The sequence below is a fragment of the Labrys sp. ALF-8 genome (assembly GCF_059699065.1).
On the sequence record NZ_AP048537.1, the window covers coordinates 541,533 to 566,501 of the forward strand.

Sequence of the window (24,969 nt, forward strand, 5' to 3'; positions counted from 1 at the left end):
AAACGGCCATGGAACAGACCAAGCTCGATATCCTGCGCAATTTCATCGATGGCACCTGGGAAGCCGAGCCCGACCTGATGCCTGCGATCAATCCCGCCACGGGCGAGAAAATCGCCTGGCTCCCCAAAAGCAGCCGTGAGACCGCCAGGCGCGCCATCGCCGCGGCCAAGCAGGCCAGAAAGGGGTGGGCCTCCCGCCCCGTTTGGGACCGGGCGGCCATGTGTGTCGCCATCGCCGACAAGATCGATGGAAAGAGGGAGCAGATCGCCAGGGTCCTGAGCACGGAGCAGGGCAAGCCCCTTCCCCAGGCCATCGGTGAAGTCGCCAAGGCGGCCGACGGATTTCGTCTCGCCGCCGAACTCGTGAAACAGCTCGGCGGAGAGACACCGCCGGCCGAGGACCCGAGCAAGCTGGTCATCACGATCCGCCAAGCTCGCGGCGTCTATGCCGTGATCACCCCATGGAACTATCCGGTCAACATTCCCACTGAATATCTCGCGCCGGGTATCGCCACAGGCAACGCCATCGTCTGGGTACCGGCACCGACCACGTCGATGGCGGCCGTGGAACTGATGCGTGCCATCGAGGAAGCAGGCCTGCCCAAGGGCGTGGTCAATCTCGTGATCGGCGAGGGCGCCACGGTGGGCGACGAGATCGTCGTCCATCCCGATACCAACGGCATCGGCTTCACCGGCAGCGCCGCGACGGGCCGGCGCATCGCCGAACGTGGTGCAGGCAAGCCTATGCTGCTGGAACTCGGCGGCAATGGGCCGGTGCTCGTCTTCGAGGACGCCGATCTCGACAAGGCGGCGGACGCCGCCGCTGTCGGCGCCTTCTCCAATGCGGGCCAGATCTGCGCCGCGACCGGCAGGGTGCTCGCCCACCGCGCGATCGCGGAACCGCTGGCGCGCAAGCTCGTGGAACGGGCCGAGCGAGAGATCCTCGGCGATCCCCTGCACCAGGGAACCACCATGGGGCCGCTCAACAATCCCAAGGTGGCGGCGAAGGTGAGGGAGCATGTCGACGATGCCGTCGCCAACGGCGCCACGGTTCTCACCGGCGGCAAACCGCGTCCGGACCTTGGCAGCGATCTCTTCTTCGAACCGACCGTAGTGACGGGAGTCACCCGCGACATGCGGATCAATCGCGAGGAGACGTTCGGACCCGTCATCCCCATTCTCTCCTTCGATGACGACGAGGCGGCGCTCGATCTCGCCCTCGACAGCGAATATGGGCTGAGCGTCGGCATCTTCACCCAGAACATGGACCGTGCTCTGCGCTTCGGCGAAGCGATTCCCGCAGGGATCGTGAACATCAATGCCAGCAGCACCTACTGGGAGATCCATCTGCCCTTCGGCGGGGGATCGGGCACCAAGAGCGGCATCGGACGCCTCGGCGGACGCCTCACGCTGGAGGCCATGACCGAGCTGAAGATGATCACCATCACCCGGACGGGTGCCTGATGAAGACATGCAGCCAGAACGACATGCCGAAGAGGCTCCTTCCATGACCATCGATACCCTCCGTGCCGAACCCGAAAGCCGGATCGGGCCATCACCCGTCGATGCCGCCGAAATGCTCGCTGGCCTCGTGAACGTCCTTATCCCGGGCGACACCGGCTGGCCATCGGCGTCCGCCGTGGGCGTGCAGGCATTGCTGGCGACCCGCCTGATCGAGGAACTCGGCCGCGTCCAGTTCGAACGTCTCTTCACCGCCCTTCTCGCGGCGGGAGCTCCGTTCACCGGCCATGGCGAAGACGAGCAGGTTTCCATCGCAAGGGCGTTCGAAACCGCCGAACCTGCTCTGTTCGGCTGGGTCCGCGATGCCGCCTACATCGCCTATTACGAGAGCCCGTTTGTAGCCGCCGCCATCAATGCTCATGGGCATCCCTACGACCTGCGTCCGCACCTCAAAGGTTATGCCCTGCCTCCCTTCGACATCGAGCGGCAGACACCGCGCCACGGCCGCGGGCATTACATCCCGACCGATGGCGTAAGGCACCTCGACATTTCAGGCCTCGACCTCGCCACGGAACGCACGCAATCCTGGGGATTGAAACGATGACCAAGAATGAACCCTGCGACATCCTCATCATCGGGGCCGGCGCAACCGGCTCGCTTGCTGCCACTGTCCTCGCAAGGGCCGGGCTCGATGTCGTCTGCCTCGAACAGGGCGAGTGGGTCGAAGCGGGCGATCATCCGCATTACAGTTCCGACTGGACCTGGCAGCGCCGCACCAACTGGAATTCGGACGTCAATCGCCGGCGCCATCCCGACGACTATCCGGTGATCTCCGACTCCTCCCAGGTCCTGATGTGGAACGGGGTCGGCGGTTCCACCAATGTCTACGGCGCCATCTGGCCGCGTTACCGTCCGTCCGATTTCCGCAAGCACGACGAGCACGGGCTGCAGCCGAACTGGCCTATCGGCTACGAGGACATAGCCCCCTTCTACGAGGAAGCCGACCGCATGATCGGCGTCAGCGGCCTTGCTGGCGACACGGCCATGCCGCCGCGCGACAGGCCGCCCACGAGGCCCCTGCCCTTCACCAAGGCGGCCAGCAGCCTCGCAAAGGCCTTCGACAAGCTCGACTGGCACTGGTGGCCGGCCGAAGCCGGTGTCATCTCCGAGAATTACGATGGACGCCCCGGCTGCAATGGCTGCGGCATCTGCAATGGCTGCCCGCGTGGCTCGATGAGCAAATATTCGCTTTCGATCTGGCCCAAGGCGCTGGCCGCCGGAGCGAAGCTGCGCACCCATGCCCGCGTGCTGCGCATCGAGAGAGGCACGGACGGGCGAGCCACCGGTGCCCTCTTCATCGACCGGAACACGGGAATCACGGAATTTCAGCCGGCGAAGATCGTCATCGTTGCTGCGAACGGCGTGGGAACCCCGCGCCTCCTGCTCGCATCGGACAATCTCGCCAACCAGTCCGACCAGGTCGGCCGCAACCTGCTCCATCACACGCTGGTCAGTTCGGAAATGTGGGTCGATGAGCCGATCGACAGCCATATGGGCTACGTCGCCTCCGTCATTTCTCGCGAATTCGCCGAGACCGACCTGAGCCGGGGCTTCGTCAACGGCTTCAACTTCAACTGCCTCACCTCGACATCCTCGGCTGGCGAGGTCGCGGCGGGCTGGATCACCGACACCAAGGCGCCCTGGGGGCGAGACCATCACAAATGGTTCGAACGCCATTTCGGCCGCTGCATCGGTATCCACGCGATTGGCGACGACCTTCCAAACCCCGAAAACCGCGTTTCGCTCGATCCCAACGTCTGCGACAAGGACGGCATCCCGATCGCCCGTCTGCACTATCTCCCCGGCGAGAACGACAAGCGCATGATGAACTACATGCTCGACCGTCTCGTCGACATCGCCAAGGCGGCGGGAGCGTTCGAGTACAAGCTGCAGGACTACCGCGACAAGGATGGTGTCTATCGCACTCCCGCATGGCATATGATCGGCACCTGCCGCATGGGTGACGACCCCGCGACCTCGGTCGTCAACAAGTGGAACCAGAGCTGGGACGTACCCAACCTGTTCATCGTCGACGGCAGCGTGCTGACGACGGGCGGGGTCGTCAATCCGACGCCGACGATCTCCGCCCTGGCCCTGCGCGCTGCCGCCTATATCCGTGACAACGTGTTGGAATTGAGCCGTACGACCCATTCGGCCGCCGCCTAGGGTAAAAGGCGCTCAGGGCGAGACATCGTCTTCGTCAAGATCCGCTGTGCCGATCTGAAGGTGAAACGTATTGACCGGAACGTCCGCGCCATGATGCAGCGCCCGCCCGCCGAGCCGGGAATGTCGATCGACGAGATCGACACGCCCGCCCTCGTCCTCGATCTCGATGCCCTCGAAGCCAATCTCGATCTCATGGCGAAGCTCGCTGGCGCCGCGGGCGTGCGGGTGCGCCCTCATGCCAAGACCCATAAATCGCCGGTGATCGCGCGGTTGCAGATGGATCGCGGCGCCGTGGGCCAATGCGTGCAGAAGGTCGGCGAGGCCGAGATCCTCGCCTGGGGCGGCGTGCCCGACATCCTCGTGAGCAACGAGGTGGTCAGCCCGGTGAAGCTGGCGCGCCTCGCCGCTCTCTCGAGGATCGCCCGCGTCGCCGTCTGTGCCGACAACCTTCTCGGTGTGGCGGCGATCGAGGCAGCGGCCGCCGACGCAGGCGTCAGGATGCCGGTGCTGATGGAGATCGAGGTCGGCTCCACCCGCTGCGGCCTGCCGCCGGGACCCGAGGCGCTGGCCCTCGCGCAACGGATCGCCGCGAGCCCTCATCTCGTCTTCGGGGGCCTCCAGGCCTATCACGGGCGCGCCCAGCACCAGCGCAGCCTCGAGGAGCGCGGCGCCAGTATCGGACGCACCGCCGAACTCACGGGACAAATGGTTGAGGATCTGCGCCGGGCCGGTCTCCCCTGCCCCATCGTGGGCGGCGCGGGAACCGGCACTTTCGCGCTCGAAGCGGCGAGCGGCGTCTTCAACGAGCTGCAGGTCGGCTCCTATGTCTTCATGGACGCGGATTACGGCCGCAACGCCCCGGCGCCGCCGTTCCGCCAGGCCCTCTTCGTGCTCGGCACGGTGATGAGCGTGCCGAGCCCGGACACGGCCGTCGTCGATGCCGGCCTCAAGGCCCTGGCGACGGACAGCGGCCTGCCCCTCCTCTGGCAACGGGACGGCATCGCCTATGTCGGAGCCTCCGACGAACACGGCAAGCTCGCCGTCGAACCCCACGCCACACCCCCGAGGCTCGACGAGCGCGTCATGCTCGTGCCCGGCCATTGCGATCCCACCGTGGATCGATACGACTGGTATGTCGGCGTGCGATCCGGCCGGGTCGAGTGCCTGTGGCCGGTGGCCGCCCGCGGCGCGATGAGCTGAGTGATGACCGCTTGCGGTCAGTTCACGGAAGTCTTGCCTTATTCGCTTAGAGCGTTGTGTATTTTCATTGAATCAGGCGTTTCCCAAATCGGTCAGGAAGTGATCCAGGATAGCTGCGGAGGCCGCGGCGCATGGCACGTCCTTATTCGATGGATTTCGCGAGCGGGTTATCCGAGCGGTGAAGGAAGAAGGGCTTTCGCGCAATCAGGCGGCCAAGCGCATCAACGTTGCGATCTCGACAGCGATCCTCTGGCTTCAACGCGAGAAGGCGACGGTACGCGGCTCCGGCAAAGATGGGTGGCAACAAGCCGCGCCCGATCAGGGTCGAGCATCATGATTGGTTGGTCGAGCGCTGCCACGATGGCAGCCATTTCACGATCGCCAGGCTGATCGAGGAACTGGCCGAGCGCGGGGTGAAGGTCGACCTCCACAGCATGTGGAACTTCCTCCACCAGCAGAAGCCGACTTTTAAAAAGAACGTTGGTCGCCAGCGAGCGCGAACGACCCAACGTGGCCCGGCGCCGCCGGCAATGGGCCAAATACGCTCGCCTGATCGATCTCAGACGGCTTGTCTTCATCGACAACCAGAAGGGCAGCGCAGAGCAGCGAGACCTAGACTAAACGCCTAGAGCACCTCGATACTGTGAAAATCGATGGCAACAGATACGCGGTCGCGGATCGGACGGTTGCCTTGCCCGATCGGATGTACGCGCCGTTTGGTCGGGAAGATCAGCCCCCCGAACGCGACGGGGTCGGTTGCATAATTCGCGCTCGATGTCCCGCCCATGATGTCGACACTGTAGTCATGCCGCTTCACAATCCCGGCGCTATCGAAATAAAAAACCTGCTCGGCTGAATGACTATGGATGTTGGGTGGGAAGGTTACCTTCAACCGACGCCATGTCTCTCCGTCCTCATCCCAGGGGGCGATTTCCTCGGTTACAAAGCCCGGAAGCTTCAAAAGAAAGGGTGTGGTCAAATAGGTCCACATCGCATAGCCCGTGAAATAGATCAGGTGATGTGCGTCCCAGGGTGTCGGGATGATATGGCCTTCGAACGCCTGACGAGGAGACCGGCGCTCGTCGACGAGTTGACCGTCGTCGGTCAAGATTGCAGTGCGCTCCGGCTCAAAGAGAGTATGGCGGCCAGCCTGTTCGAACGGCGAATATTCGGCATGTTGCCGACGGGTGTCGATCGAAACGCGCGTGTCGACAAAAACGTCAGGCCAGCCCTTCAAACCCCAGACGGCGCCTGCGATCCCTACATGGGCGCTTAGCCTCTTGGTCGCTTGCCAGCGTTTCCAGCCGCCATGCGCCTCGACGGCAAGATCCAATAGCTCGCTCATGCACGATTTCTCCGTCGGCTGTAACGGTGTTTTCCAATAGGTTTAATTTCGAAACCCTTAGACTTTGTGATACCGTTAGTTTAAATTTGCAACTGGATTTGTCTCAGGGCGGAAAGATTGGATGAAGGGCAAGCGTACAGACCTCGGAAAGTCGGCGTGCGGCATCGCGCGAGCGCTCGGAGTGGTGGGAGATTGGTGGTCGCTCCTGATCATCCGTGACGCGTTCAAAGGTCGTCAGCGCTTTTCCGAGTTCCAGAAGAGCCTTGGCCTTGCGAAGAACATCCTGTCGATCCGTCTCCGGAAGCTCGTCGAGGAAGGAATCTTCACGATTGAGCCTGATCCCGGCTCCGCGCAAAGCCACTTCTATGTTCTTACCCCCCGAGGACAACAGCTGGGGGTGATCCTTGTCGCTCTCTGGCAGTGGGGCGAGGAGAACTGCTTCCTGCCGGGCGAGCTCAACTACGCAATCGTCGACGCACCGAGCCGGCAGCCGCTCCCCAAACTACAGCTAAGGGCCGAGAACGGCCGAATCCTCAAGCCCACGGAATTTTATGTGGAGGCACGACACGTCTGACGTGATCCGGCATTCGCTTGACGAGATCACTGCTCCTTGCCCAATGTCGATTGTCACAATCCTCGCGTGGCGTCGAAAATGACCATTGGTTGGCCTGCCTTGTCGAGCCACCGTTGCAGAGTCGACAGGCAACGCGTTCGACAGTGCATGCCGCCGACCTCGCGCAATCGGAGTGCTTTGCTCCAATTTCGTCGACGTGTTAGGCATGGGTTTCCTGGACACCTGTGCGGCTGCCTGGATCAATCAGCCAGTTACGGGTTATGGAGTTCATGGCCTTGGATGAGCAGAAGATCGCTGTGCCGGCGCCACGGCGCGCGACCACGGCGCTCGGCGAGGTCGAGTACATCGATCAAGGCGAGGGGCCAGTTCTCCTCTCCATCCATGGCTTGACCGGCGGATGCGACCAGTCCTGGCTCTTTGCGCGGGCCCTGGCTCCGGACATCTCCGCCCGCCGCGTCATCGCGGTGTCACGCCCCGGATATCTCGGCACGGCGCTGGATCTCGTCGGCGCCCAGCAGCAGGGCGATCTGTTGGCTGCCCTCCTGCAAACCCTCGGTGTATCGCGAGCCACGGTCGCGGCCACGTCGGCCGGCGGTCCCTCGGCACTGCACCTCGCCGCGCGTCATGACCGCCTCTGCGACAGGCTGATCTTGGTGTCGGCAGCCACACGCGACCTGCCTGAAGCTCCGGAAGCGGCTGAACGCATCCGCATGATGAAGCTCATGGCCGACAATCCGGCCGCCATCGAATGGGTCCGGCAAAAAACCCTCGCCGATCCACAACACGCCTTGAGCCGAACGATCCCCGATGCGGCGCTGTGCGAACAGACCCTCGCGGACCCTGAAGCCGGCGCCCTGCTGACCGCGTTCCTGGCCACCACCATAGACAGGCTGGGTCAACGCCTGCCGGGTTCAATCAACGATATGGAACAGATAATTTCCTTGGCGCCCGCCCCCTTCGCCGAAGTCAACGCGCCCACCCTGATCGTTCATTCGCAGGACGACCCCGTGGTGCCCTTCTCCCATGCGCTTGCCGCCGCCGCGGGAATCGTGCCGGCGGAACTCATGGCGCTGCCGATTGGTGAGCACGCCTGCATCTTTACCCATCTGCGTGCGATCCGCGCCAAGGCGGCTGCCTATCTGGCAGCCTGACCGTAGACGATCTGAACCACTTCTAGGGGGTCAAACCGACCGCCATGTGAGGCCACGGCGGTGAATCCGGGTTAACGATCGAGGCCTGTCCGGGACGGCAGCCCGTGGCATCCGGCCGCACCGCCGCCGCCCAGGTAAAGAAGATTTCCGAGAACAACTCTGCATCCATGCAGTTCAGGAGGTTTGAATCAGAGATCACCCGCGGCGGGAACAGCCGTTAACCTCGATTCATCGCTGTGACATGAAGCGGGGGCCCTTGTGCTCGGCGAAATACAGAGTATTGTGCAGTGCAGCTAAGGCTCAGCTTGCCGACTCGTTTGGTCGGGCGCGGGGCGCCGCCGGCCCAGTACTTGCGCATGTATGGATTCCTGCGTGCCCTACCGTTTTGACTTGAGCCTTAATCATAGTTTCCAGCAGAGCGCGGCGGCAAACGCATGACCGCGCTGCTGCCAGATAGCGTGATGCAGTTCTGCAAGGCGCCGCACCAATTCCTGCTGGACACGGCCATCAGCGGTCCCGCTGCGCAGTTCCGGATGAACGACGAGACCTTCATGGTCCTTTCAGATCCAACGTCGATCCATGCGGTGATGAACGGTAAGCTGGAGGATTTCGAAAAAGGCGCCCTGACGGAAATCCCCCGTGTCTTTTGGCGCGACGGGATCCTCAGCGTCGAAGGCGACGAGTGGATCGAGCAGCACTCGATGTTCGCACCGCTGTTCGCCCGCCGCCGCATCCGTCGGCTGGAGCCGTTGATCGCCGGCTTGGTCACGCGCCTGATGGAGACGTGGGCCGCCCTGCCCCCCGGTGAGCCGCTCGACATCCTGGCGGCGGCCAACCGGCTGGCTTTCGAAGTGGTGTCGATCGGCCTTCTGGGCATCGGCGACACGCCGCTCTCCCAAGGCCTGTTCAACACCCTGGGCGAAGTCGATAGCCCCGAGACCGTCCGACTGAACTATCTCATCAAGAGCTTCGGCAAGGAGGTGCGAGGCGGCTTCTCGCCCAGCGCCCACAGCGAGTCCCTGAAGCGCCTGAACAGCCTGGCCAGGGCGGCGGCCGAAGAGCGTCTGGCGCGCGACACGCCGGGCGACGACGTCATGAGCGACCTGATCGCGACGGAAGCATTCCAGTCTTTCGATCGCGAACGCCAGCTTTCCTTCATATCGGACCAGATCGCCACGCTGCTGTCCGCCGGCTACGTCACCACGGGCGAGAGCATCTTCTGGGCGTTCTATATGCTGGCCAAGCACCCGGTGGCGCAGTCGCGGGCGCGCGCTGAAATCCTGGCCGAGACCGACGCCGGCGCGGGCGGCGTGCCGATCGACGCCCCGCCGTTCCTGACGGCGGCGTTCAACGAGAGCCAGCGCCTGTACCCCCCCGTCTGGTTGGTGGGGCGGGTCGCCCGACGAGCCGTGAGGGTCGGCGACATCGACATCCCGGCCGGCACCCGGGTGATCTGCAGCCCTTACGTGCTGCATCGCATGCCGTCGCTGTGGTCCGACAGCGACCAATATCGACCGGAGCGCTTCCTGCCGGATGCAGACCCTCCCGTTACGCCGCGGACCCTGATCCCCTTCGGCACCGGCATGCGCGCCTGCATCGGCCGCGGCCTGGCGCTGATGGAGATGTCGGCCGTCGCCTGCGCAACGTTGGCCCGCTTCGAACTCGAGGCCATTGGCGACGCGCCTATTGTCTTGCCGGCGACTTATTCGGTGCATCCGCGCGAGCCGATCCTGTTCCGGCTGAAAGGCTTGGCGTGACCATCACCTCGCCGATACCAGCCGTCTGCGCTGACGATGAGTACCGTGACCAATGGCGCCCGTTTGAAGACGACCCTGGCGCCTTGGTCTTCCTGGTCGGTTGCCAGCGGTCGGGTACGACATGGCTGCACCTGCAACTTGCCCAGAGCGGTGCGTTCCGCTTCATCAGCGCCTACGATGTCCGCGCCCACGCTCGCGGGGAATGGGTGCACAACCATCGGCGCGGTGTGGCCGAGGAAGCGCGGACCGCATTCGACGACAGCCTCCTGGGATCGGAAACGGACCGCGGGATAGACACGATCCCGGCCGGTTCGAACACACCAGAAGAGTACGGGCTGCTGATCGGCGACGGAGCCCTGCGCGGTAGCCAGCCAGACACCACGCCGGACACCCTGCCGCGGTTGCGCGAACTCTGCGCAAAAAAGGCGCTGCTGGAGGGGCGTGAACGGCCGCTGCTCCTGAAGTCCCCGCCGGACTATCCGCAAGCCCTGCCCCTGCTGACCGCGACTTGGCCCCGAGCGCGCCTCATCGTCATGCAACGGCACCCGCTTCGCACCCTGCAATCCCAGGTGAACGCCTGGCGTCGCCTGGTGCTGCGCGAGAACCGTTACCTGAGCATACTCGAACGTGGCTATCGTGCGCTGTTCGACGACCCGGCCCGCCGGATTCGCGCGGGTCTGTTCCTACATTCTCCGGCCGGCGTCGGCCTGCTCGCCGACAACATCCTCAACGCGCATCTGGGCTTCCTGGCCTGGTTGGATAGCCAGCCGGATATGTCGATCCTGACGCTGCGCTACGAAGACATGTGCACTCGGCAGGTAGAGACTTTCGCCCGCGTCGGTGACTTCCTCGGCGCCGCGCTACCGCCGCCCGCCCAGACGCCGCGGCCCCGCGCCGGCGCGATCGCTGCGGACGTGCTGGCCGCCTACGAGACGCGCCGCGCCGCCTTCAGGCCCTTCCTGGACCGATACGGCTACAGTGGAGACATCGGAGCATGACGGCCTCTTTAGAGTCCGGATCGGTGCAAGACTCCGAACAGCTATCGCTTTTGGTCGGCCAGCGCCTCGAGCGCATGGCAGCTGAGCAACCGCATAAGACCCTCTACACGCATCTCATGTTCGACGACAAGCCGCCAGTCCGCATCAGCCGCCGGCAGGCCTGGCGGGGCGCCTGCGACCTCGCGGGTCGGCTAGCCGTCCGCAACCTGCGCCAGCGCCCGATCCTGCTGCTCTACGAGGCCGGGCCCGAATTCGGTCTCGCATTCTTGGGCGTGTTGCTGGCCGGTGCCATCGCCGTCCCAGTACCCGTGCCGCAGTTCGCCGCCCAGTTCGATCGCCTCGGCCGGGTCGTCGACGACTGCGCGCCAAGCCTGATCCTGTCCACCGGCGACCTGCAGGCAAAAATCCTGGCCAAGCTTTCGGCCGACTCCCCGTTGCGTCGGCTGGAGTGGCAGGCCACCGGCGCCTCAAACGACAGCACCGATCTGCTTCCGTCGCTCCCGCCGGTGTCTCCTAGAGACATAGCGCTGCTTCAGTACACTTCCGGATCGACGTCGGAGCCGAAGGGTGTGACGCTGACGCACGCCAACATCGCTCACAACCTGGATATGCTAGCCGAGGCGTTCGAGCCGGTGACAGGTGCCCGGATCGTCTCCTGGCTCCCGCATTTCCATGACATGGGGCTCGTTACGGGCCTGCTAGGGCCCATGACCTGCGACGGAGAGTCGATCCTCATGTCGCCCCGGTCCTTCCTGCTCCGACCGATGCGCTGGCTGCAGGCGATCTCCGACTATCGCGCCGAGATCAGCGGCGCCCCCAACTTCGCCTACGAACTCTGCACACGTTGGGCGGATCGAGGCGAGCGCGCCGCCCTGGACCTCAGTTGCTGGCGGAGCGCCTTTGCCGGCGCCGAGCCTATCCGCATGGCTACGCTGAATGCGTTCGCCGAGCGCTTCCGCAGCGAGGGTTTTGCCCGTTCCGCGATGACGCCCTGCTACGGGATGGCCGAAGCGACCTTGCTGGTCACCTGCAAACGGGCCGGCGTAGCGCCCGCCACCTACCGGCTGGCGCGCGAGGCTGCTGGACGCGGCCACGTTGATCTTTCTGATGATCCGGCGAGCCTGACGCTGACAGGGTGCGGCCATCCTACCGCCGCCACAAGGCTGCGCATCGTGGATCCGGAAAGCCACGTGGTGCTGCCGACGGGCCGGATCGGCGAGGTGTGGATCGCTGGTCCGCAGATCGCTCGCGGCTATTGGAACCGGCGGGGCGACCACGACCCCTTCGGCACGCTCCTGGGCGAAGATGATGGCGCGCACTGGCTGCGGACCGGTGATCTGGGCTTCGTGACACAGACGGGCGAGTTCGTGTTCGTGGATCGGCTAAAAGATCTCATCATCGTCAACGGCCACAATTATGCGTGCCATGACCTGGAGCTGACGACGGCATCCAGCCACAAGCTGCTGTCCGCGGAGGCCTGCGTGGCGGTCGGCGTCGATGTCGGTGCTCAGACCCACATCGCCATAGTGGCCGAGTTGCCGCCGTTCGCAATCGCCGAGGCCGACGATATCGTGTCGGCGATCCGCGACAGACTCTTCACAACCCATTCCCTCGCCGTGCGCACGATCGCCTTTGTCTCTCCACGCAAGCTCAGCCGCACCACCAGCGGCAAGCTGCAGCGCCGGCTGACGGCGCAGCGCCTATTCGATGGCACACTGCAGTTGCTCGCCCAATACGGCGATCAACTGACCGTCTCCTAGTCACTCCTCCAGGATCCCCCATGAGCAACCACGATCCCGCGTTACTGACACACGCCCAACTGACCGCCGCTCCCGCAGAAGCTCGCGTGCGTCTTGTCGAGGCCTATCTGCTCGCCTCGATTGCAGCCTTCCACCAAAACACGACCCCGGCGGCGAACGCCTCGAGCCGGCTGTCCGATATCGGGATCGACTCGATCCAGATCGTCGAACTGAAGTTCGGCCTCGACCAGCTGCTGGGTCACGAACTGGACATCGAGCGGATCGTCACCAATCCGACGGTCGGCGAGCTGGCCGCCGGCTGCGTCCGCGACGCCGGCCTCTGATCCGAGCGGGAGCAGGCCATGCCTCGCGTCGTCTTCTATGGCTTTCCTGTGCGCGGCCACACGACTGCGAGCCTGGCTGTCGTGGCGGAACTGGCGCGGCGCGGCGTCGATGTCAACTACCATTCCGTCCGCGCCTTCCAAGGATTGATCGAGGATACCGACGCCCGTTTCACCGCCTATCCTCCCGATCCCCACGGGCTGCTGGAAGGGCCAGCGGATACGGGCGAGCATCTGGCTCGAACCCTGGCGGCGGCGCGGAGCCTGCTGCCGACGCTCCTGACGGATGCCGAGGCCCAGGCGCCCGACCTCGTGATGTTCGACGGCTCGGCACTATGGGGCGATGTCATCGCGCGCCGGCTCGGCCGGCGAAGCGTGGCGTCGATCACCACCTTCGCCATGACCCGGGTTATGCTGCAGATGCTGAACACGCCACCGATGCCGGAGTGGGGACACGCCATCCTGCGTCAGGTCAACGCGGACTATGACGCGAACTTCACCGACCAGTTGGACCTCATGACGCCGAGGGCGGACCTGAAGCTCGTTTACACCAGCCGCACGTTCCAGCCGGCCGGTCGCTTCCTCGACGAAAGCCATCTCTTCCTCGGCCCCCTGCTCGATCGGCGTCCCCGCGTCGGCGATCGGATCCGCGTTGAGGGACAACGGCCGCTGGCGTATGTTTCCCTGGGCACGATATTCAATCGCGACCGGACCCTCGTGCGCGTTATCAGCCAGGCGCTTGCAACGCGCGGTTGGCGGGTAATCGTATCGCTTGGCGACGCCTCCGCCGTGGAGCGGCGGCCATGGCCGGAGCATGTCGAGGTGCACCCCTTCGTCGATCAGATCGGCGTGCTCTCCCAGGCGCGGCTGTTCGTCACCCATGGGGGCATGAACAGCGTTTCGGAAGCGATAGCGCAGGCAGTGCCCATGATCATCGTCCCGCAAGCAGTTGATCAGCACTTCGTTGCGAGGCAGACGTCCAACCTCGGCGCGGCGGTGGTCATCGAGCGCGACATGGTCTCTGCCGACAGCGTGGCCGCCGCTCTCACGCGCATTGAGAGCGAACGAGCGGCATTCGATGCGGCGGCGACACGTTTGCAGCAGAGCTTTGCCACAACGACATCCCTCGCCAGCGCCGTCGATCGAATGCTCACCCTGATCGTCCCGGAGCGCGGGCGATGAGCGAAGGCCTTGTCGATGCAGCGGCCGACGCGCGGGAGGCGGCCACCTTGGCCGCGTTGCTCCACGGCGCACGCCTCCGCCGGCAGGCGGCGTACGAAAGATCGCCGGCGACACCCCGTTTCCTGCTCGAGAGCGCGCAATCGATGGCCGCCCACATGGCCATGTCCGAGCAACGAATGCAGGAATGCCTCGAGCCGATGGCGCTATGGCATCTGTATCTGCCGTCTGCCTTGGGGACCAGAACCTGGGATTTCGACGCTGTACGCGAACACTTTCCGTTATCCTACGCGCGAATTTGGGCAGCGTTGGCGCAGCAGGAGTCACGGCCGCAATTGGTGACCACCGTCTTCCACATGGCCGCCTTTCCGTTGGTCTGCATTCTGGTCGGCGCGGCGTGGGCGAACGTGCATGACGGTCCGCTGCATCTCCTAGTCGCGCGCAGTAATCTGAGCTGGCTACGCACAGAAGGTAACCGCTGGATCGGGGAAACAGTCAAAGTGCTGGGCACCAGCCCCGCGGGACTAAGAGAGATGCTCGCCGGCCTGAGGGCGGGCTCGATCCGTAGGATGCTGATACTGGCCGATGGTCCCCAGGCGCCCGGCGCTGCGGGCACTCGCGTTCTTGATGGAATCAGCCCGCGGCTCGGCATCAAGACGACACTGCTGAACAAGATTCATGACCTGGGAATCCCGCTGGCGCCGATCGCGCACGACTGGGAAGCGGATCGCCTGATGATAACGCCCTGCCCGTTGCTGGACCCTGATGTGATCGGCTCAACCGAAACGCTAGACGCCATGGTGGGACACATCGAAGCCCTGTTGCGCCGGCGGCCCGAGCAATGGCTCAACTGGGGTGCCGCGCGCATCAGGACCTGACAAGCGGACAAACAAGGTCAGGTCATCGGCGTTTGGTAACACTGCAACGAGTGCCGGCTGCCGGAACGACAAAAACCCGCGCTCCAAAAAGGTGGGGGTTATGCAAGGATCATTGATTGCGAGGAGCACGCAATCGCCGAGACGAATATTCAATATAATTAGCCATTTAGGAAGCACATACTATAAATTAATCGTCCGTAAGTGCAATTATTGTTTTATAGACTCTCAAAAAAGTAGACTTTTCATCACAAATATACATATAAATTACTTAACAATTGTCTACGCCTCGACGCAGCATGCCTGCAAATACGTGCTGAGAAATTTTAGTGCCGCCTTGTTAGGCTAGGGGCATCCGACGGTATGCCCGTGCGCGTTGGTTAAGCCGTGAGATCCATCGCCGTTTGGGTCCGTTGGTGACAACCCGGAGATATGGGTGAGGATGCATCCCCGTGGAGCCCGTTTTTATAGACAAGAGCGCTAGCTCCCTGCCCGAGAAACAACTATTGAATTTCAAAATCAATAGTGCTTAGCTAGATATGTCACCTAGATGATATGTTGATATCGAGGCGTATGTGATCAGCGACGCAGTTCAACAAACCCTCGGACGAGGAAGCGGCGGTTTTTTGTTCCTACAGACGGGTAAACAGGCCGCATGTGGAGAGGCTCGGCCACAACCGGCATGTCGTAGGACTATGAGGCCCAATGACTTCCGCCGATCCAGGAGATTGGTTGTGCATAGGCCGGCTGCCCTCCACCGCCCCCTCCAGTGAGAGAGAGACTTCAGAATGCTTCACGGCGATATAGGATCAAGCAAGGACACCGTTGGCGTTGCGGTCGTGAATTACAAGATGCCGCGCCTGCACACAAAGGCCGAGGTGCTGGCGAACGCGAGGAAGATCGCGGATATGGTCGTCGGTATGAAGGCCGGTCTGCCGGGCATGGATCTCGTGGTCTTCCCTGAGTACTCGACCCATGGGATCATGTACGACAGCAAGGAGATGTACGACACCGCCTCGGCTATTCCCGGCGAGGAGACCGAGATATTCGCCAACGCCTGCCGCCAGGCGAAATGCTGGGGCGTGTTCTCGCTTACGGGCGAGCGTCACGAGGATCATCCCAACAAGGCACCCTACAACACACTGATCCTGATGAACGACAGGGGCCAGATCGTCCAGAAATATCGTAAGATCATGCCCTGGGTGCCGATCGAGGGCTGGTATCCCGGCAATTGCACCTTTGTGTCGGAAGGCCCAAAGGGTCTGAAAATCAGCCTGATCATTTGCGACGACGGCAACTATCCGGAAATCTGGCGCGACTGCGCCATGCGCGGCGCGGAACTCATCGTTCGTTGCCAAGGCTATATGTATCCCGCCAAAGAGCAGCAGGTCGTGATGGCAAAGGCCATGGCATGGGCAAACAACGTCTATGTGGCGGTTGCGAATGCGACTGGCTTCGACGGCGTTTACTCCTATTTCGGGCACTCGGCAATTGTCGGCTTCGACGGCCGTACGCTCGGTGAATGTGGAACGGAGGAGAACGGCGTGAACTATGCGCAGCTCTCCACCTCACTGATTCGCGACGCGCGTCGAACCGGCCAGTCCAACAACCATCTCTTCAAGCTGCTTCACCGAGGCTACACGGGTATGATCAACTCCGGCGATGGGGACAAGGGAGCGGCAGAATGCCCCTACGACTTCTACAAGCGCTGGATTGCCGACCCAGAAGGCACGCGCGAGATGGTCGAGAGTATGACGCGCCCGACCATAGGCGTCAGCGAATGCCCGATAGAAGGTCTGCCGACAGCCGCCACGCCCCACCGCTAACCGAAATACGTACCCTCTCAGCCACGCCATCCCCTCTCTTGCGGATATCCCATGCTGCAGATCAACGGCGTGGTCGGCGACAGCGCCGACCCCTCGCTTCACGAGCGCCTCCACCATCTCGAACACCACGGCGCGGTCGACGAGGTGACGATTCCGCGTGCCGACATGTCGCGCAGGCGGCTGCGGATCACGACGCCGAAGGGGGTAGATCTTGCAATCGCCCTGCACCGCGACCAGAAACTCTTCGATGGGGCCGTGCTCATGATCGATAACGTGCGCGCCATCGTGGTGCGAGCGGAAATCGAGCGTTGGCTGCAGATCCAGCCAGGTTCCATCGCACAAGCCCTCGAACTGGGCTACCATGTCGGCAACCTGCACTGGCGGGTCCGCTTCAAGAACGAATGCATAATGATCGCGCTCGAGGGACCAGTCGAGGCCTACCAAGCCCGCCTCGACAACATTCTTGCGGGGCGATACGTCAGAACTTTGCTCGTCGACGAGGCCGCGGCCACATGATCGCGGAATTGCTCGCCATCTGGCAGGCTGATGCAGCGTTTCCGAGCGGTACGTTCGCATTCTCCAACGGTCTTGAAGGATTGGCGGCGATCGAAGGCGGCATGACCACGGTGCGGCTCGGGTTCGTGATCGAGGGAGCGCTTCGTCGCCGCTGGGCGACGGCCGATCGCGTTGCACTGCTCAGGGCGTTCGATCATGCCCGCGATCTCGATACCGTTGTCGAACTCGATCATGAGGTCGAGGCTACCACATTGTCGGAAGCTTTTCGTTCCGGCTCGCGACGCAACGGTGCCGGCCTGTTGGCAGCACATGCCCGACTTCTCACACCTGGCGCCGCCGAATGGCAGGCGCGGATCCACGCAGGCGCAACTCCCGGGCACCTTGCAACCACACAAGGTGTCGTCTGGCGTGGCGCGGAACTCGGCCGTGACGGAGCCGTGCTTGCTTCCGGCTATATGGTCGTGTCGGGCTTCACGACCGCGGCGGTCCGCCTCGGCCTCATCGGTGCGATCGCCGCACAATCGGTTGTCAGACAGCTTTTGCCGGTTGTTGCCGAGCTCGCTGCAGGGGATGTTCCAAAGCGAATTGAGAGCTTCGCGCCCCTGCTCGACATCGCCGCCGCACGCCACGCTCGCGGCGAACTTCGCCTTTTCTCGAATTGAAGCGATTGAATCCATGCTGCTGACGCCCACCGAACTGGAGCGCCTCACGATCTTCACCGCTGCGGAACTTGCCCGTAAACGCCGAGCGAAAAGATTGAAGCTCAACCATCCAGAGGCGGTCGCCATCATCACGGATGAGATTCTGGAGGGCGCACGCGAGGGCCGCTCGGTCGCAGAACTCATCGGTTTTGGCGCAACTGTGCTGACGAGCGACGAGGTGATGCCGGGCGTGCCGACCATGATACCGATCCTGCAGGTCGAATGCACTTTTCCGGATGGAACCAAGCTCGTGACCGTGCATGAACCAATCCGCCCGGCGGAAGGCTCAACCTCCGATCCGCTTCAACCGGGAGAGACGATGACGGTCGAGGGCGAGATCGAACTCAACGAAGGTCGGCCACGCATCAACCTGGTTGTCACCAATACCGGCGACCGCCCGGTACAAATCGGCTCGCATTTCCACTTTTTCGAGATCAACCGTGCCATGGAATTCGACCGTGCCATCGCCTTTGGCATGCGGCTCGACGTACCCGCCGGCACAGCCGTGCGTTTCGAGCCCGGTCAGACAAAGGAGGTCACGCTGGTCGCCTTCGGCGGCAAGCGTTTCGTCGGCGGCCTCAATGGTCTCGGTGGAGACACGACCAGCGATGAGGCAAAGGCAGCCGCGCTCGAAAACGCCCGAGCTGGCGGCTTCCGCGGCGCCTGAAGGACAGGAAACATGGTCAAGATCACCCGCCGGGACTACGCTAGCATGTATGGGCCGACCGTCGGGGACGGTTTCAGGCTCGCCGACACCGTCCTCGTCGCGGTGGTCGAGAAAGACTACACAACCTATGGCGACGAATGCCTGCATGGCGGCGGCAAGACGCTACGCGATGGCCTGGGTCTCGCGGCCGGGATTACCAATGCCGACGGAGCGCTGGATTTCCTGCTCTGCAATGTCACCGTGATCGATGCCGTCCTGGGCATCGTCAAGGGCGACCTCGGGATCAAGGACGGCAAGATCGCCGGCATCGGCAAGGCCGGCAATCCGGCAGTGATGGCTGGCGTCGATCCACGCCTCATTGTCGGAGCCGGCACGACGGTACGCGACTGCGAAGGCCTGATAGCCACCGCCGGTGGCATCGATGTCCATGTGCACTTCGATTCGGCGGGTCTGGTGGAGCACGCGCTCGCCAGCGGCCTCACGACCATGCTCGGCGGCTCACTCGGGCCGATCACGGTCGGCATCGACTCCGGCGGTCCGTTTAATACGGGCAAGATGCTGCAGGCCTCGGAAGCGTGGCCGATGAATTTCGGTTTTCTCGGTCGCGGCAACAGCCACATTCCCAGCTCGTTGAAGGAACAATTGGAGACTGGTTGTCTCGGCCTGAAGATCCACGAAGATTGGGGAGCGATGCCGGCAACGATCGACGCCTGCCTACGCTCGGCCGACGAGCTTGACTATCAGGTACAATTGCATACCGACACGCTGAACGAGAGCGGCTTTTTGGAAGATACATTGGCCGCCATCGGAGGGCGGACAATTCACATGTATCATACCGAAGGCGCAGGCGGCGGCCATGCGCCGGACATTATCCGGGTTGCCGGCATCGCCCATTGCCTCCCGTCGTCGACCAACCCGACCAACCCCTATACGGTCAACACGTTCGATGAACATCTCGACATGACCATGACCTGTCACCACCTCAATCCGGCGATCCCGGAAGACGTGGCCTTTGCCGAGAGCCGCATCCGTGCACAGACCATCGCTGCCGAAGACGTCCTGCACGATATCGGTGCGATCGCAATGCTCGGTTCAGACAGCCAAGGCATGGGACGCATCCACGAAGTGATCTGCCGGACTTGGCAGCTCGCCTCCAAAATGAAAGAGCAACGCGGGGGCCTGCCGGAGGAAAAGGCCGGCTTCGGTGATAACGAACGCATCAAGCGCTACATTGCGAAATATACTATCAACGCCGCCAAGACATTCGGCATCGCCGAATATATCGGCTCTCTCGAAGACGGTAAAATGGCCGACATCGTGATTTGGCGACCGGCTTTCTTCGGGATCAAGCCGGAACTTGTCATAAAAGGTGGCTTTATCGCCTGGGGCGCGATGGGTGACAGCGCTGCCTCGCTGATGACGTGTGAGCCGTTGTTGCTTCGCCCGCAATGGGGAGCGTTCGGCAGGGCCGCTGCAGCCCTTTCGGCGTGTTTCGTCCATCCGCTGGCAATGGAACGAGGCTTACGCGAAGAGCTGGACCTATCGAAGCTGTTGTTGCCGGCCCGCGGCACGCGCGATCTGAAAAAAGCCGACATGCTTCACAACGACGCCCTGCCGAATATCCGCGTCGACCCCCAGACCTTTGATGTGTTCGTGGACGGAGAGCTTGCGACCTGCGAACCCGCCGCCGAGCTGCCGCTGGCGCAGCGCTACATGCTGAGGTGAGGCCAATGTTGGAAGTCCATTCCCCCGAGCTAAACACTGCACCCCGCAGCAGCGCGGCGCGGATCGGCATCGGTGGCCCGGTCGGCTCCGGCAAGACCGCACTGATCGAACAATTGATTCCGGTGCTACGCCGGCGCGGTATCGATCTCGCCGTCGTCACTAATGACCTTGTAACCAAGGAGGATGCCGAGCGCCTGCGCCGTTCCGGCCTGATCGAACCGGAGCGTGTCCTTGCCGTCGAAGCAGGCGCTTGCCCCCATACGGTGATCCGCGAGGATCCAACGCTTAACATGGCCGCAGGCGATGACCTCGAGGCGAGCTTTCCGGGGCTCGAGCTTGTGATCTTCGAGTCCGGCGGCGACAACCTCGCGTCAACCTTTTCGCTCGAGCTCGTCGATTGGTGGATCTTCGTGATCGATGTCGCCGGTGGCGGCGACATTCCGCGCAAGAAGGGACCCGGCGTGCTGAAAAGCGACCTGTTGGTCGTCAACAAGATCGATCTTGCCCCTCATGTCGGCGTCGACCTTTTGCTCATGCTTGAAGAAGCGGATCGCGTGCGCGCCGGCAGGCCCGTGCTCACCACCAATGCCCGCTCAGGAGATGGCGTCGATTCCGTCGCCGACGTGATCTCGCGCGCTGTGCTGTTCCGCGCATGAAAACGATGAATGACGCCGGCCTCGACCCCATTGGAGGGCGCCGTCGCAACGCCGAATTGGTCTTCGCTCTGGGCGGCGGCCGCTCCACGCTGGTCCGGCAGATCACACCCTACCCGTTCCACATCACCAGGCCCTTCGCTCTCGATCGTGCCCGCCCGGAGCTCGCGACGCTCTATCTGCAGTCGGCTTCCGGGGGGATATACCGTGCCGACAGGCTTGGTCTAACCTTGATGGTGAGGGCTGGTGCCGCGGCGCACGTCACGAGCCAGGCTGCAACCATCGTCCATGACACCGGTACACAACCGGCGAGCCAGACAACGGTCATAGGCGTTGCGGAGGGGGCTTTCGCTGCGTTTACCCTCGACCCGCTGGTATTGTTCCCCGGTGCGGCGCTCTCGGTCTCGACTAGGATCCACCTCGCGGCCGGCGCAGCCTGCATCATTGCCGACGGCATCGCCTGGCATGATTTCACGGGTGAAAATCGCCCTTTCGGTTCGATCACAACGACAACCATCGTGACCAATGCGGACGGCCAAATCCTGGTTCGCGACCACTCCACCGTGTACGGGACGGAATTGGTCGGCGAGCGTTCGCTTCTTGGCCTGAACGGGGGAGCGTATGGCTCGGCAATGCTGCTCGGGGCAAAGCCAAGGCTCCCGTCGGGCGCGGCGCTCGAAACCGCGCTCGACGCGGTCGCCTGCCGTGCAGGTGTCTCGGCCCTACCGAATGAGTCCGGGCTCGGCGTACGCATGATCGCGGCGAACGGCGGATGTATCACCCAGGGCACGGAATTACTGTTTGCGCTCGGCGTCGAAGCAATGCTTGGCTTTCGCCCTGCCCCGCGTCGCAAATGAGCCTGGCTCAGAGCCGCGCCAGCCGGAAGTAAAGTTCCGATAGCTTGGCCGGCAGTTCTTCGAGCTGCTGAACAGCGATGGTGTTGGCGCGTCCGAACACGTGGTGGGCTTGCGCAAGGCCGAGCGTTACGCCGCATACGTCGACGCCCCCTCGCTTCAGATCAAGCACCGCTCGGCGCGCATCTTCTGCAAGATCAAGAGGATCTGCAACGTCGATGTCGGAAGGTTCGCCATCCGTGAGGGCGATGATAAGCTTGCGATGAACTGGCATCGCTTTGAGTTCCACACCGCAATGGCGGAGCGCCGCACCGAGCCGTGTCGACAAGCCCGATCTTGTCCCGGCAAGCCGCGCTATCGCAGTTCCGTCGAAGGGATCGGAAAAATCCTTGATGCGGATGAGACGGACGTCGTCCCGGCCACAGGATGCGAAGGCGCGAATCGAAAAAACATCCCCGATCATATCCATCGCCCGACCGATCGCTGCCACCGCGAGCTTTTCCATCTCCAGCACCGAGAACGGGCCGACGCGATCGCGAGTGGACTCCGACACATCGACCAGCAAGGTGGTCGCGATGTCTCGGGCGCGTTTGCCTGGCGCACGGTGGATGCGGTCGTCGGGAAGGTCGCCTGCTCTGATCGCGATTGCAGCATCCACGATGGCGTCCAGGTCGAAATCGAAGCCTTCGACCTGCCGCTTCAGCCGCACGGCGTGGCCGATCCGAGCGCCGCGCACCAGCCGTGCGATGCGCTGGCTGAAGCCATTGAGTTGATCGAGACGGGATTCAAGTGCCGAAGCGTCCCCGTGCGTAGCCAGCGTGTCGCGCACCGTGGTCCAGTTCGCTCGCTCGACGCCTGCCGCACGGTCCCATTCGGGATAGGTTGCGATCGTCAAATTGTGCTTTTCGGCCGTGGCCTGACGTGCCCGTCCCGCCTTCTCCTGCGGCGCCTCGTTCGACTGCCGGCCGTCGTCGCCCTCCTCGGGCTTTGGGCGTGCGGCTTCGATCGCCTTGTCGATCTCCTCGGCTTGCTGGTCCGGCGGTTCCTCGAACTCCCAGAGCATCAGATTGTCGTCCCGGTACTGCGGCTCGACGACATAGGCCTTGGCGTCGAACCGCAGTCGCATTTGGCCGAGATCGTTACCGAGCAGGCCACCAATTGCCCGAGCCAACAGGGGATCATCGAGGTGGTCCGCGGCCTCGGCAAATAACCTGCGGCCCTTGACCACGAACCCGTCATCGTCTTGGTAGCTCGGATCGAACAGTGCGCGGGAGAGACGCGCCATCAGGGCGGGGGCCGTGACGGCGGCACTGGGCATCGCCTCGTGCCATGGGATCCATAGTGCACGAAGCCCTGGAAAGCGCTGCATCGCGAGCATCTCGATCCGGGCATCCTCGATAAGGCCGATCAGAGCCAGTTGAAGCGGCCTTAGCGCGCCAACCCGCTGCCGTGTGCCGAAAGCGAGATGAGCCTGGGCATGGGCGAGCGCGGCGCGGTAGAGCACCTCCGCCCGCTCTTTCGCAATGCCTCGATAGACATGCGGCAGTCGCACCAGATCGCCTACGATTGAACAACGCTGGGCCGCAGGAGCATTGCCGATACCCTCGAGCTGAATCAACCTCGGGCATGTGCCCCAGAGGGCGCGGCCAAAGACTCTCAGGCGGTGCTCCACGTTCTGGAAGCCGACAGTGCCGCTCGCCCGCTCCAACAGCGTTCGTGCCCCAGGATCGGCAAGCGAGAAAAACGAGTATTGTCGAGCACGGGAGCTGCCGGTGGCTTTCAACCCCGCCGCAACGAAATTCTCGAACGCTTCGCCACCACCGATGTCGAGAATGGTCGACATATTGGCGGTCACAAGCGTCACGCAGTGCGGCGCCTCGTGGGCAATCCGTGCCAAGCCTGCCCACCAGCGCGTCCGATCTCGGTATGGAGAAAGTTTGCGGACAACAACCGGCGTCGCCTCAAGGCAGGCAAGCGCCGCGGCAGAGCCTGCAAAATGGGCGATTTCGGCTGCACCGCGCGCATCGGCAGCAAGTGCCTCGGCTGATTGGTCACGATAGAAGGCATCCGACAGACGGAAGAAGGCTGCAAGGCTCTGGCCGCCGACATTGGCATGGGCGAGTGCGAGAGCGCCCTCTGCCCAGATCTCAACCCTTTCCCTACCCCATCCCTGGTCAAGCCGAGCAAGCGTCTGCGCAACTATTTGACCAACGTCCGTGCGATCGAGAAGCAGTCGCTCGATCGCTGTGCGATTAGGCCCTGTCGCGGCAGCATCCAGCGTGCCAAGTGTCATTGCAGGCGAAACCCTTCCGGCAGCGCTGCCGCGATGGCGGCACCGAGCGCCTCGCGAATATCGGGTTCGTCGGTGATCGGCAGAAGGATTGCAGCGCGGAGCGCGGCGTCGATGCTTGCACCGCACTGAACGAGTTTTGCCGCGTGGATGAGCATGCGCGTCGAGGCACCTTCGAGCAGGCCATGGGCGCGAAGATGCCGCGATCGTAGTCCGACTTCCACCAGGTCGCTCGCAAGCGATGGTGTGACACCCCCCTCTCGCGCGATGATCTCAGCTTCGACGGCGGGCTCGGGATAACTGAACTCTATCGCGACGAAGCGCTGCTTGGTCGACTCCTTCAGATCCTTCACTGTGCTCTGATAGCCAGGATTATAGGAAATGGTCAGCTGAAAGTCGGGATGGGCCTGAAGGAGTTCGCCCTTCCGTTCCAGGGGCAAGGCACGCCGCGCGTCGGTCAGCGGATGGATGACAACGGTCGTGTCCTGGCGAGCCTCCACGATCTCGTCCAGATAGCAGATCATTCCCAGACGCACGGCGGCCGTCAGCGGTCCATCTTGCCAGACCGTTCCTTCCGGTGCGAGTAGATAGCGCCCGACGAGGTCGGCGGCCGTCAGATCCTCATGCGCGGCGACGGTGGCAAGTGGCTTGGCGAGCCGCCAAGCCATGTGTTCGATGAAACGGGTCTTACCGCAGCCAGTGGGCCCTTTGAGCATGACAGGCAGACGGCCCGCATAGGCAGCAGCAAAAAGATCCACCTCGCCGCCAACCGGCCGGTAGAACGGCTCGTCCCGGATCGTGTGGGTGGTTAGAACGGTTTGCAAATCTGCCGACATCAGACACTCCGGATCCTGAGATGCTTTGGACACTGGCGAATAAAACTGGCGTGGAC

At 63.1% G+C, this 24,969-nt stretch carries 22 protein-coding genes; 19 read left to right on the forward strand and 3 right to left on the reverse strand.

The window, feature by feature from the left end:
- The first annotated feature begins 8 nt into the window (after nt 1-8).
- The 4 genes from AC6H34_RS02600 (at nt 9) to AC6H34_RS02615 (ending at nt 4,886) form a co-directional block, all read left to right on the forward strand.
- Nucleotides 9-1,463, forward strand: coding sequence for an aldehyde dehydrogenase family protein (locus AC6H34_RS02600; protein WP_497537803.1), 1,455 nt, complete (start codon nt 9-11; stop codon nt 1,461-1,463).
- A gap of 43 nt (nt 1,464-1,506) precedes the next feature.
- Nucleotides 1,507-2,064, forward strand: coding sequence for a hypothetical protein (locus AC6H34_RS02605; protein WP_497537804.1), 558 nt, complete (start codon nt 1,507-1,509; stop codon nt 2,062-2,064).
- Nucleotides 2,061-3,686: a GMC family oxidoreductase gene (locus tag AC6H34_RS02610; RefSeq protein WP_497537805.1), complete on the forward strand. Its 1,626-nt coding sequence runs from the start codon at nt 2,061-2,063 to the stop codon at nt 3,684-3,686. The genes AC6H34_RS02605 and AC6H34_RS02610 overlap by 4 nt, the downstream gene beginning before the upstream one ends.
- 90 nt (nt 3,687-3,776) lie before the next feature.
- Nucleotides 3,777-4,886 carry a DSD1 family PLP-dependent enzyme gene (locus AC6H34_RS02615; protein ID WP_497538101.1) on the forward strand — a complete coding sequence of 370 codons (1,110 nt, stop codon included), beginning with the start codon at nt 3,777-3,779 and terminating at the stop codon, nt 4,884-4,886.
- A 625-nt stretch (nt 4,887-5,511) separates the two neighbouring features.
- Here AC6H34_RS02615 and AC6H34_RS02620 read toward each other — a convergent pair.
- A complete protein-coding gene (locus AC6H34_RS02620) occupies nt 5,512-6,231 on the reverse strand; it encodes a hypothetical protein (RefSeq protein WP_448146265.1) in 720 nt (239 codons plus the stop codon).
- Between the two features lie 121 nt (nt 6,232-6,352).
- Here AC6H34_RS02620 and AC6H34_RS02625 point away from each other — a divergent pair, with 121 nt between their 5' ends.
- The 15 genes from AC6H34_RS02625 to AC6H34_RS02695 all read left to right on the forward strand — a co-directional run bounded on the left by AC6H34_RS02625 (nt 6,353) and on the right by AC6H34_RS02695 (nt 21,790).
- Entirely contained in the window at nt 6,353-6,805 is a 453-nt protein-coding gene (locus AC6H34_RS02625) for a winged helix-turn-helix transcriptional regulator (protein WP_497537806.1), read from the forward strand.
- Between the two features lie 275 nt (nt 6,806-7,080).
- A complete protein-coding gene (locus AC6H34_RS02630; protein ID WP_497537807.1) occupies nt 7,081-7,956 on the forward strand; it encodes an alpha/beta fold hydrolase in 876 nt (291 codons plus the stop codon).
- 434 nt (nt 7,957-8,390) lie between these two features.
- Nucleotides 8,391-9,713 carry a cytochrome P450 gene (locus AC6H34_RS02635; protein ID WP_497537808.1) on the forward strand — a complete coding sequence of 441 codons (1,323 nt, stop codon included), beginning with the start codon at nt 8,391-8,393 and terminating at the stop codon, nt 9,711-9,713.
- Nucleotides 9,710-10,711 carry a sulfotransferase gene (locus AC6H34_RS02640; RefSeq protein ID WP_497537809.1) on the forward strand — a complete coding sequence of 334 codons (1,002 nt, stop codon included), beginning with the start codon at nt 9,710-9,712 and terminating at the stop codon, nt 10,709-10,711. The genes AC6H34_RS02635 and AC6H34_RS02640 overlap by 4 nt, the downstream gene beginning before the upstream one ends.
- A complete protein-coding gene (locus tag AC6H34_RS02645; protein WP_497537810.1) occupies nt 10,708-12,471 on the forward strand; it encodes a fatty acyl-AMP ligase in 1,764 nt (587 codons plus the stop codon). Before AC6H34_RS02640 ends, AC6H34_RS02645 begins: the two co-directional genes overlap by 4 nt.
- A gap of 20 nt (nt 12,472-12,491) precedes the next feature.
- On the forward strand, nt 12,492-12,794 hold the full coding sequence (locus AC6H34_RS02650) for an acyl carrier protein (protein ID WP_497537811.1): 303 nt from the start codon (nt 12,492-12,494) through the stop codon (nt 12,792-12,794).
- An 18-nt stretch (nt 12,795-12,812) separates the two neighbouring features.
- Nucleotides 12,813-13,973, forward strand: a complete 1,161-nt coding sequence (locus AC6H34_RS02655) for a nucleotide disphospho-sugar-binding domain-containing protein (RefSeq protein WP_497537812.1) — start codon at nt 12,813-12,815, stop codon at nt 13,971-13,973.
- Entirely contained in the window at nt 13,970-14,848 is an 879-nt protein-coding gene (locus AC6H34_RS02660) for a lysophospholipid acyltransferase family protein (RefSeq protein WP_497537813.1), read from the forward strand. Before AC6H34_RS02655 ends, AC6H34_RS02660 begins: the two co-directional genes overlap by 4 nt.
- A 785-nt stretch (nt 14,849-15,633) precedes the next feature.
- Nucleotides 15,634-16,671, forward strand: a complete 1,038-nt coding sequence (locus AC6H34_RS02665; protein WP_497537814.1) for an aliphatic amidase — start codon at nt 15,634-15,636, stop codon at nt 16,669-16,671.
- A gap of 51 nt (nt 16,672-16,722) precedes the next feature.
- Nucleotides 16,723-17,187: an urease accessory protein UreE gene (gene ureE, locus AC6H34_RS02670; protein WP_497537815.1), complete on the forward strand. Its 465-nt coding sequence runs from the start codon at nt 16,723-16,725 to the stop codon at nt 17,185-17,187.
- A complete protein-coding gene (locus AC6H34_RS02675; protein ID WP_497537816.1) occupies nt 17,184-17,849 on the forward strand; it encodes an urease accessory protein UreF in 666 nt (221 codons plus the stop codon). Before ureE ends, AC6H34_RS02675 begins: the two co-directional genes overlap by 4 nt.
- Nucleotides 17,850-17,862: 13 nt before the next feature.
- The gene (locus AC6H34_RS02680; RefSeq protein ID WP_497537817.1) at nt 17,863-18,555 is read left to right on the forward strand and encodes an urease subunit beta; all 693 of its coding nucleotides are present in this window, start codon (nt 17,863-17,865) and stop codon (nt 18,553-18,555) included.
- Between the two features lie 12 nt (nt 18,556-18,567).
- A complete protein-coding gene (gene ureC, locus AC6H34_RS02685; protein ID WP_497537818.1) occupies nt 18,568-20,280 on the forward strand; it encodes an urease subunit alpha in 1,713 nt (570 codons plus the stop codon).
- A gap of 5 nt (nt 20,281-20,285) precedes the next feature.
- A complete protein-coding gene (ureG, locus tag AC6H34_RS02690; protein ID WP_497537819.1) occupies nt 20,286-20,936 on the forward strand; it encodes an urease accessory protein UreG in 651 nt (216 codons plus the stop codon).
- A 5-nt stretch (nt 20,937-20,941) separates the two neighbouring features.
- On the forward strand, nt 20,942-21,790 hold the full coding sequence (locus AC6H34_RS02695; RefSeq protein ID WP_497537820.1) for an urease accessory protein UreD: 849 nt from the start codon (nt 20,942-20,944) through the stop codon (nt 21,788-21,790).
- A gap of 7 nt (nt 21,791-21,797) precedes the next feature.
- Here the strand turns inward: AC6H34_RS02695 and AC6H34_RS02700 are convergent, their stop codons facing one another.
- Complete coding sequence (locus AC6H34_RS02700; RefSeq protein WP_497537821.1) at nt 21,798-23,684, reverse strand: nitric oxide reductase activation protein NorD; 1,887 nt, start codon at nt 23,682-23,684, stop codon at nt 21,798-21,800.
- Between the two features lie 392 nt (nt 23,685-24,076).
- Nucleotides 24,077-24,913: a CbbQ/NirQ/NorQ/GpvN family protein gene (locus AC6H34_RS02705; protein ID WP_497537822.1), complete on the reverse strand. Its 837-nt coding sequence runs from the start codon at nt 24,911-24,913 to the stop codon at nt 24,077-24,079.
- Between the last annotated feature and the right edge of the window lie 56 nt (nt 24,914-24,969).

Coding starts and splice junctions, on each gene's coding strand:
- AC6H34_RS02625 (WP_497537806.1), top strand. CDS start 6,353: ATGAAGGGCAAGCGTACAGACCTCGGAAAGTCGGCGTGCGGCATCGCG.
- AC6H34_RS02695 (WP_497537820.1), top strand. CDS start 20,942: ATGAATGACGCCGGCCTCGACCCCATTGGAGGGCGCCGTCGCAACGCC.
- AC6H34_RS02705 (WP_497537822.1), bottom strand. CDS start 24,913: ATGTCGGCAGATTTGCAAACCGTTCTAACCACCCACACGATCCGGGAC.
- ureG (WP_497537819.1), top strand. CDS start 20,286: ATGTTGGAAGTCCATTCCCCCGAGCTAAACACTGCACCCCGCAGCAGC.
- ureE (WP_497537815.1), top strand. CDS start 16,723: ATGCTGCAGATCAACGGCGTGGTCGGCGACAGCGCCGACCCCTCGCTT.
- AC6H34_RS02680 (WP_497537817.1), top strand. CDS start 17,863: ATGCTGCTGACGCCCACCGAACTGGAGCGCCTCACGATCTTCACCGCT.
- AC6H34_RS02610 (WP_497537805.1), top strand. CDS start 2,061: ATGACCAAGAATGAACCCTGCGACATCCTCATCATCGGGGCCGGCGCA.
- AC6H34_RS02635 (WP_497537808.1), top strand. CDS start 8,391: ATGACCGCGCTGCTGCCAGATAGCGTGATGCAGTTCTGCAAGGCGCCG.
- AC6H34_RS02675 (WP_497537816.1), top strand. CDS start 17,184: ATGATCGCGGAATTGCTCGCCATCTGGCAGGCTGATGCAGCGTTTCCG.
- AC6H34_RS02665 (WP_497537814.1), top strand. CDS start 15,634: ATGCTTCACGGCGATATAGGATCAAGCAAGGACACCGTTGGCGTTGCG.
- AC6H34_RS02600 (WP_497537803.1), top strand. CDS start 9: ATGGAACAGACCAAGCTCGATATCCTGCGCAATTTCATCGATGGCACC.
- AC6H34_RS02660 (WP_497537813.1), top strand. CDS start 13,970: ATGAGCGAAGGCCTTGTCGATGCAGCGGCCGACGCGCGGGAGGCGGCC.
- ureC (WP_497537818.1), top strand. CDS start 18,568: ATGGTCAAGATCACCCGCCGGGACTACGCTAGCATGTATGGGCCGACC.
- AC6H34_RS02620 (WP_448146265.1), bottom strand. CDS start 6,231: ATGAGCGAGCTATTGGATCTTGCCGTCGAGGCGCATGGCGGCTGGAAA.
- AC6H34_RS02645 (WP_497537810.1), top strand. CDS start 10,708: ATGACGGCCTCTTTAGAGTCCGGATCGGTGCAAGACTCCGAACAGCTA.
- AC6H34_RS02605 (WP_497537804.1), top strand. CDS start 1,507: ATGACCATCGATACCCTCCGTGCCGAACCCGAAAGCCGGATCGGGCCA.
- AC6H34_RS02655 (WP_497537812.1), top strand. CDS start 12,813: ATGCCTCGCGTCGTCTTCTATGGCTTTCCTGTGCGCGGCCACACGACT.
- AC6H34_RS02650 (WP_497537811.1), top strand. CDS start 12,492: ATGAGCAACCACGATCCCGCGTTACTGACACACGCCCAACTGACCGCC.
- AC6H34_RS02615 (WP_497538101.1), top strand. CDS start 3,777: ATGATGCAGCGCCCGCCCGCCGAGCCGGGAATGTCGATCGACGAGATC.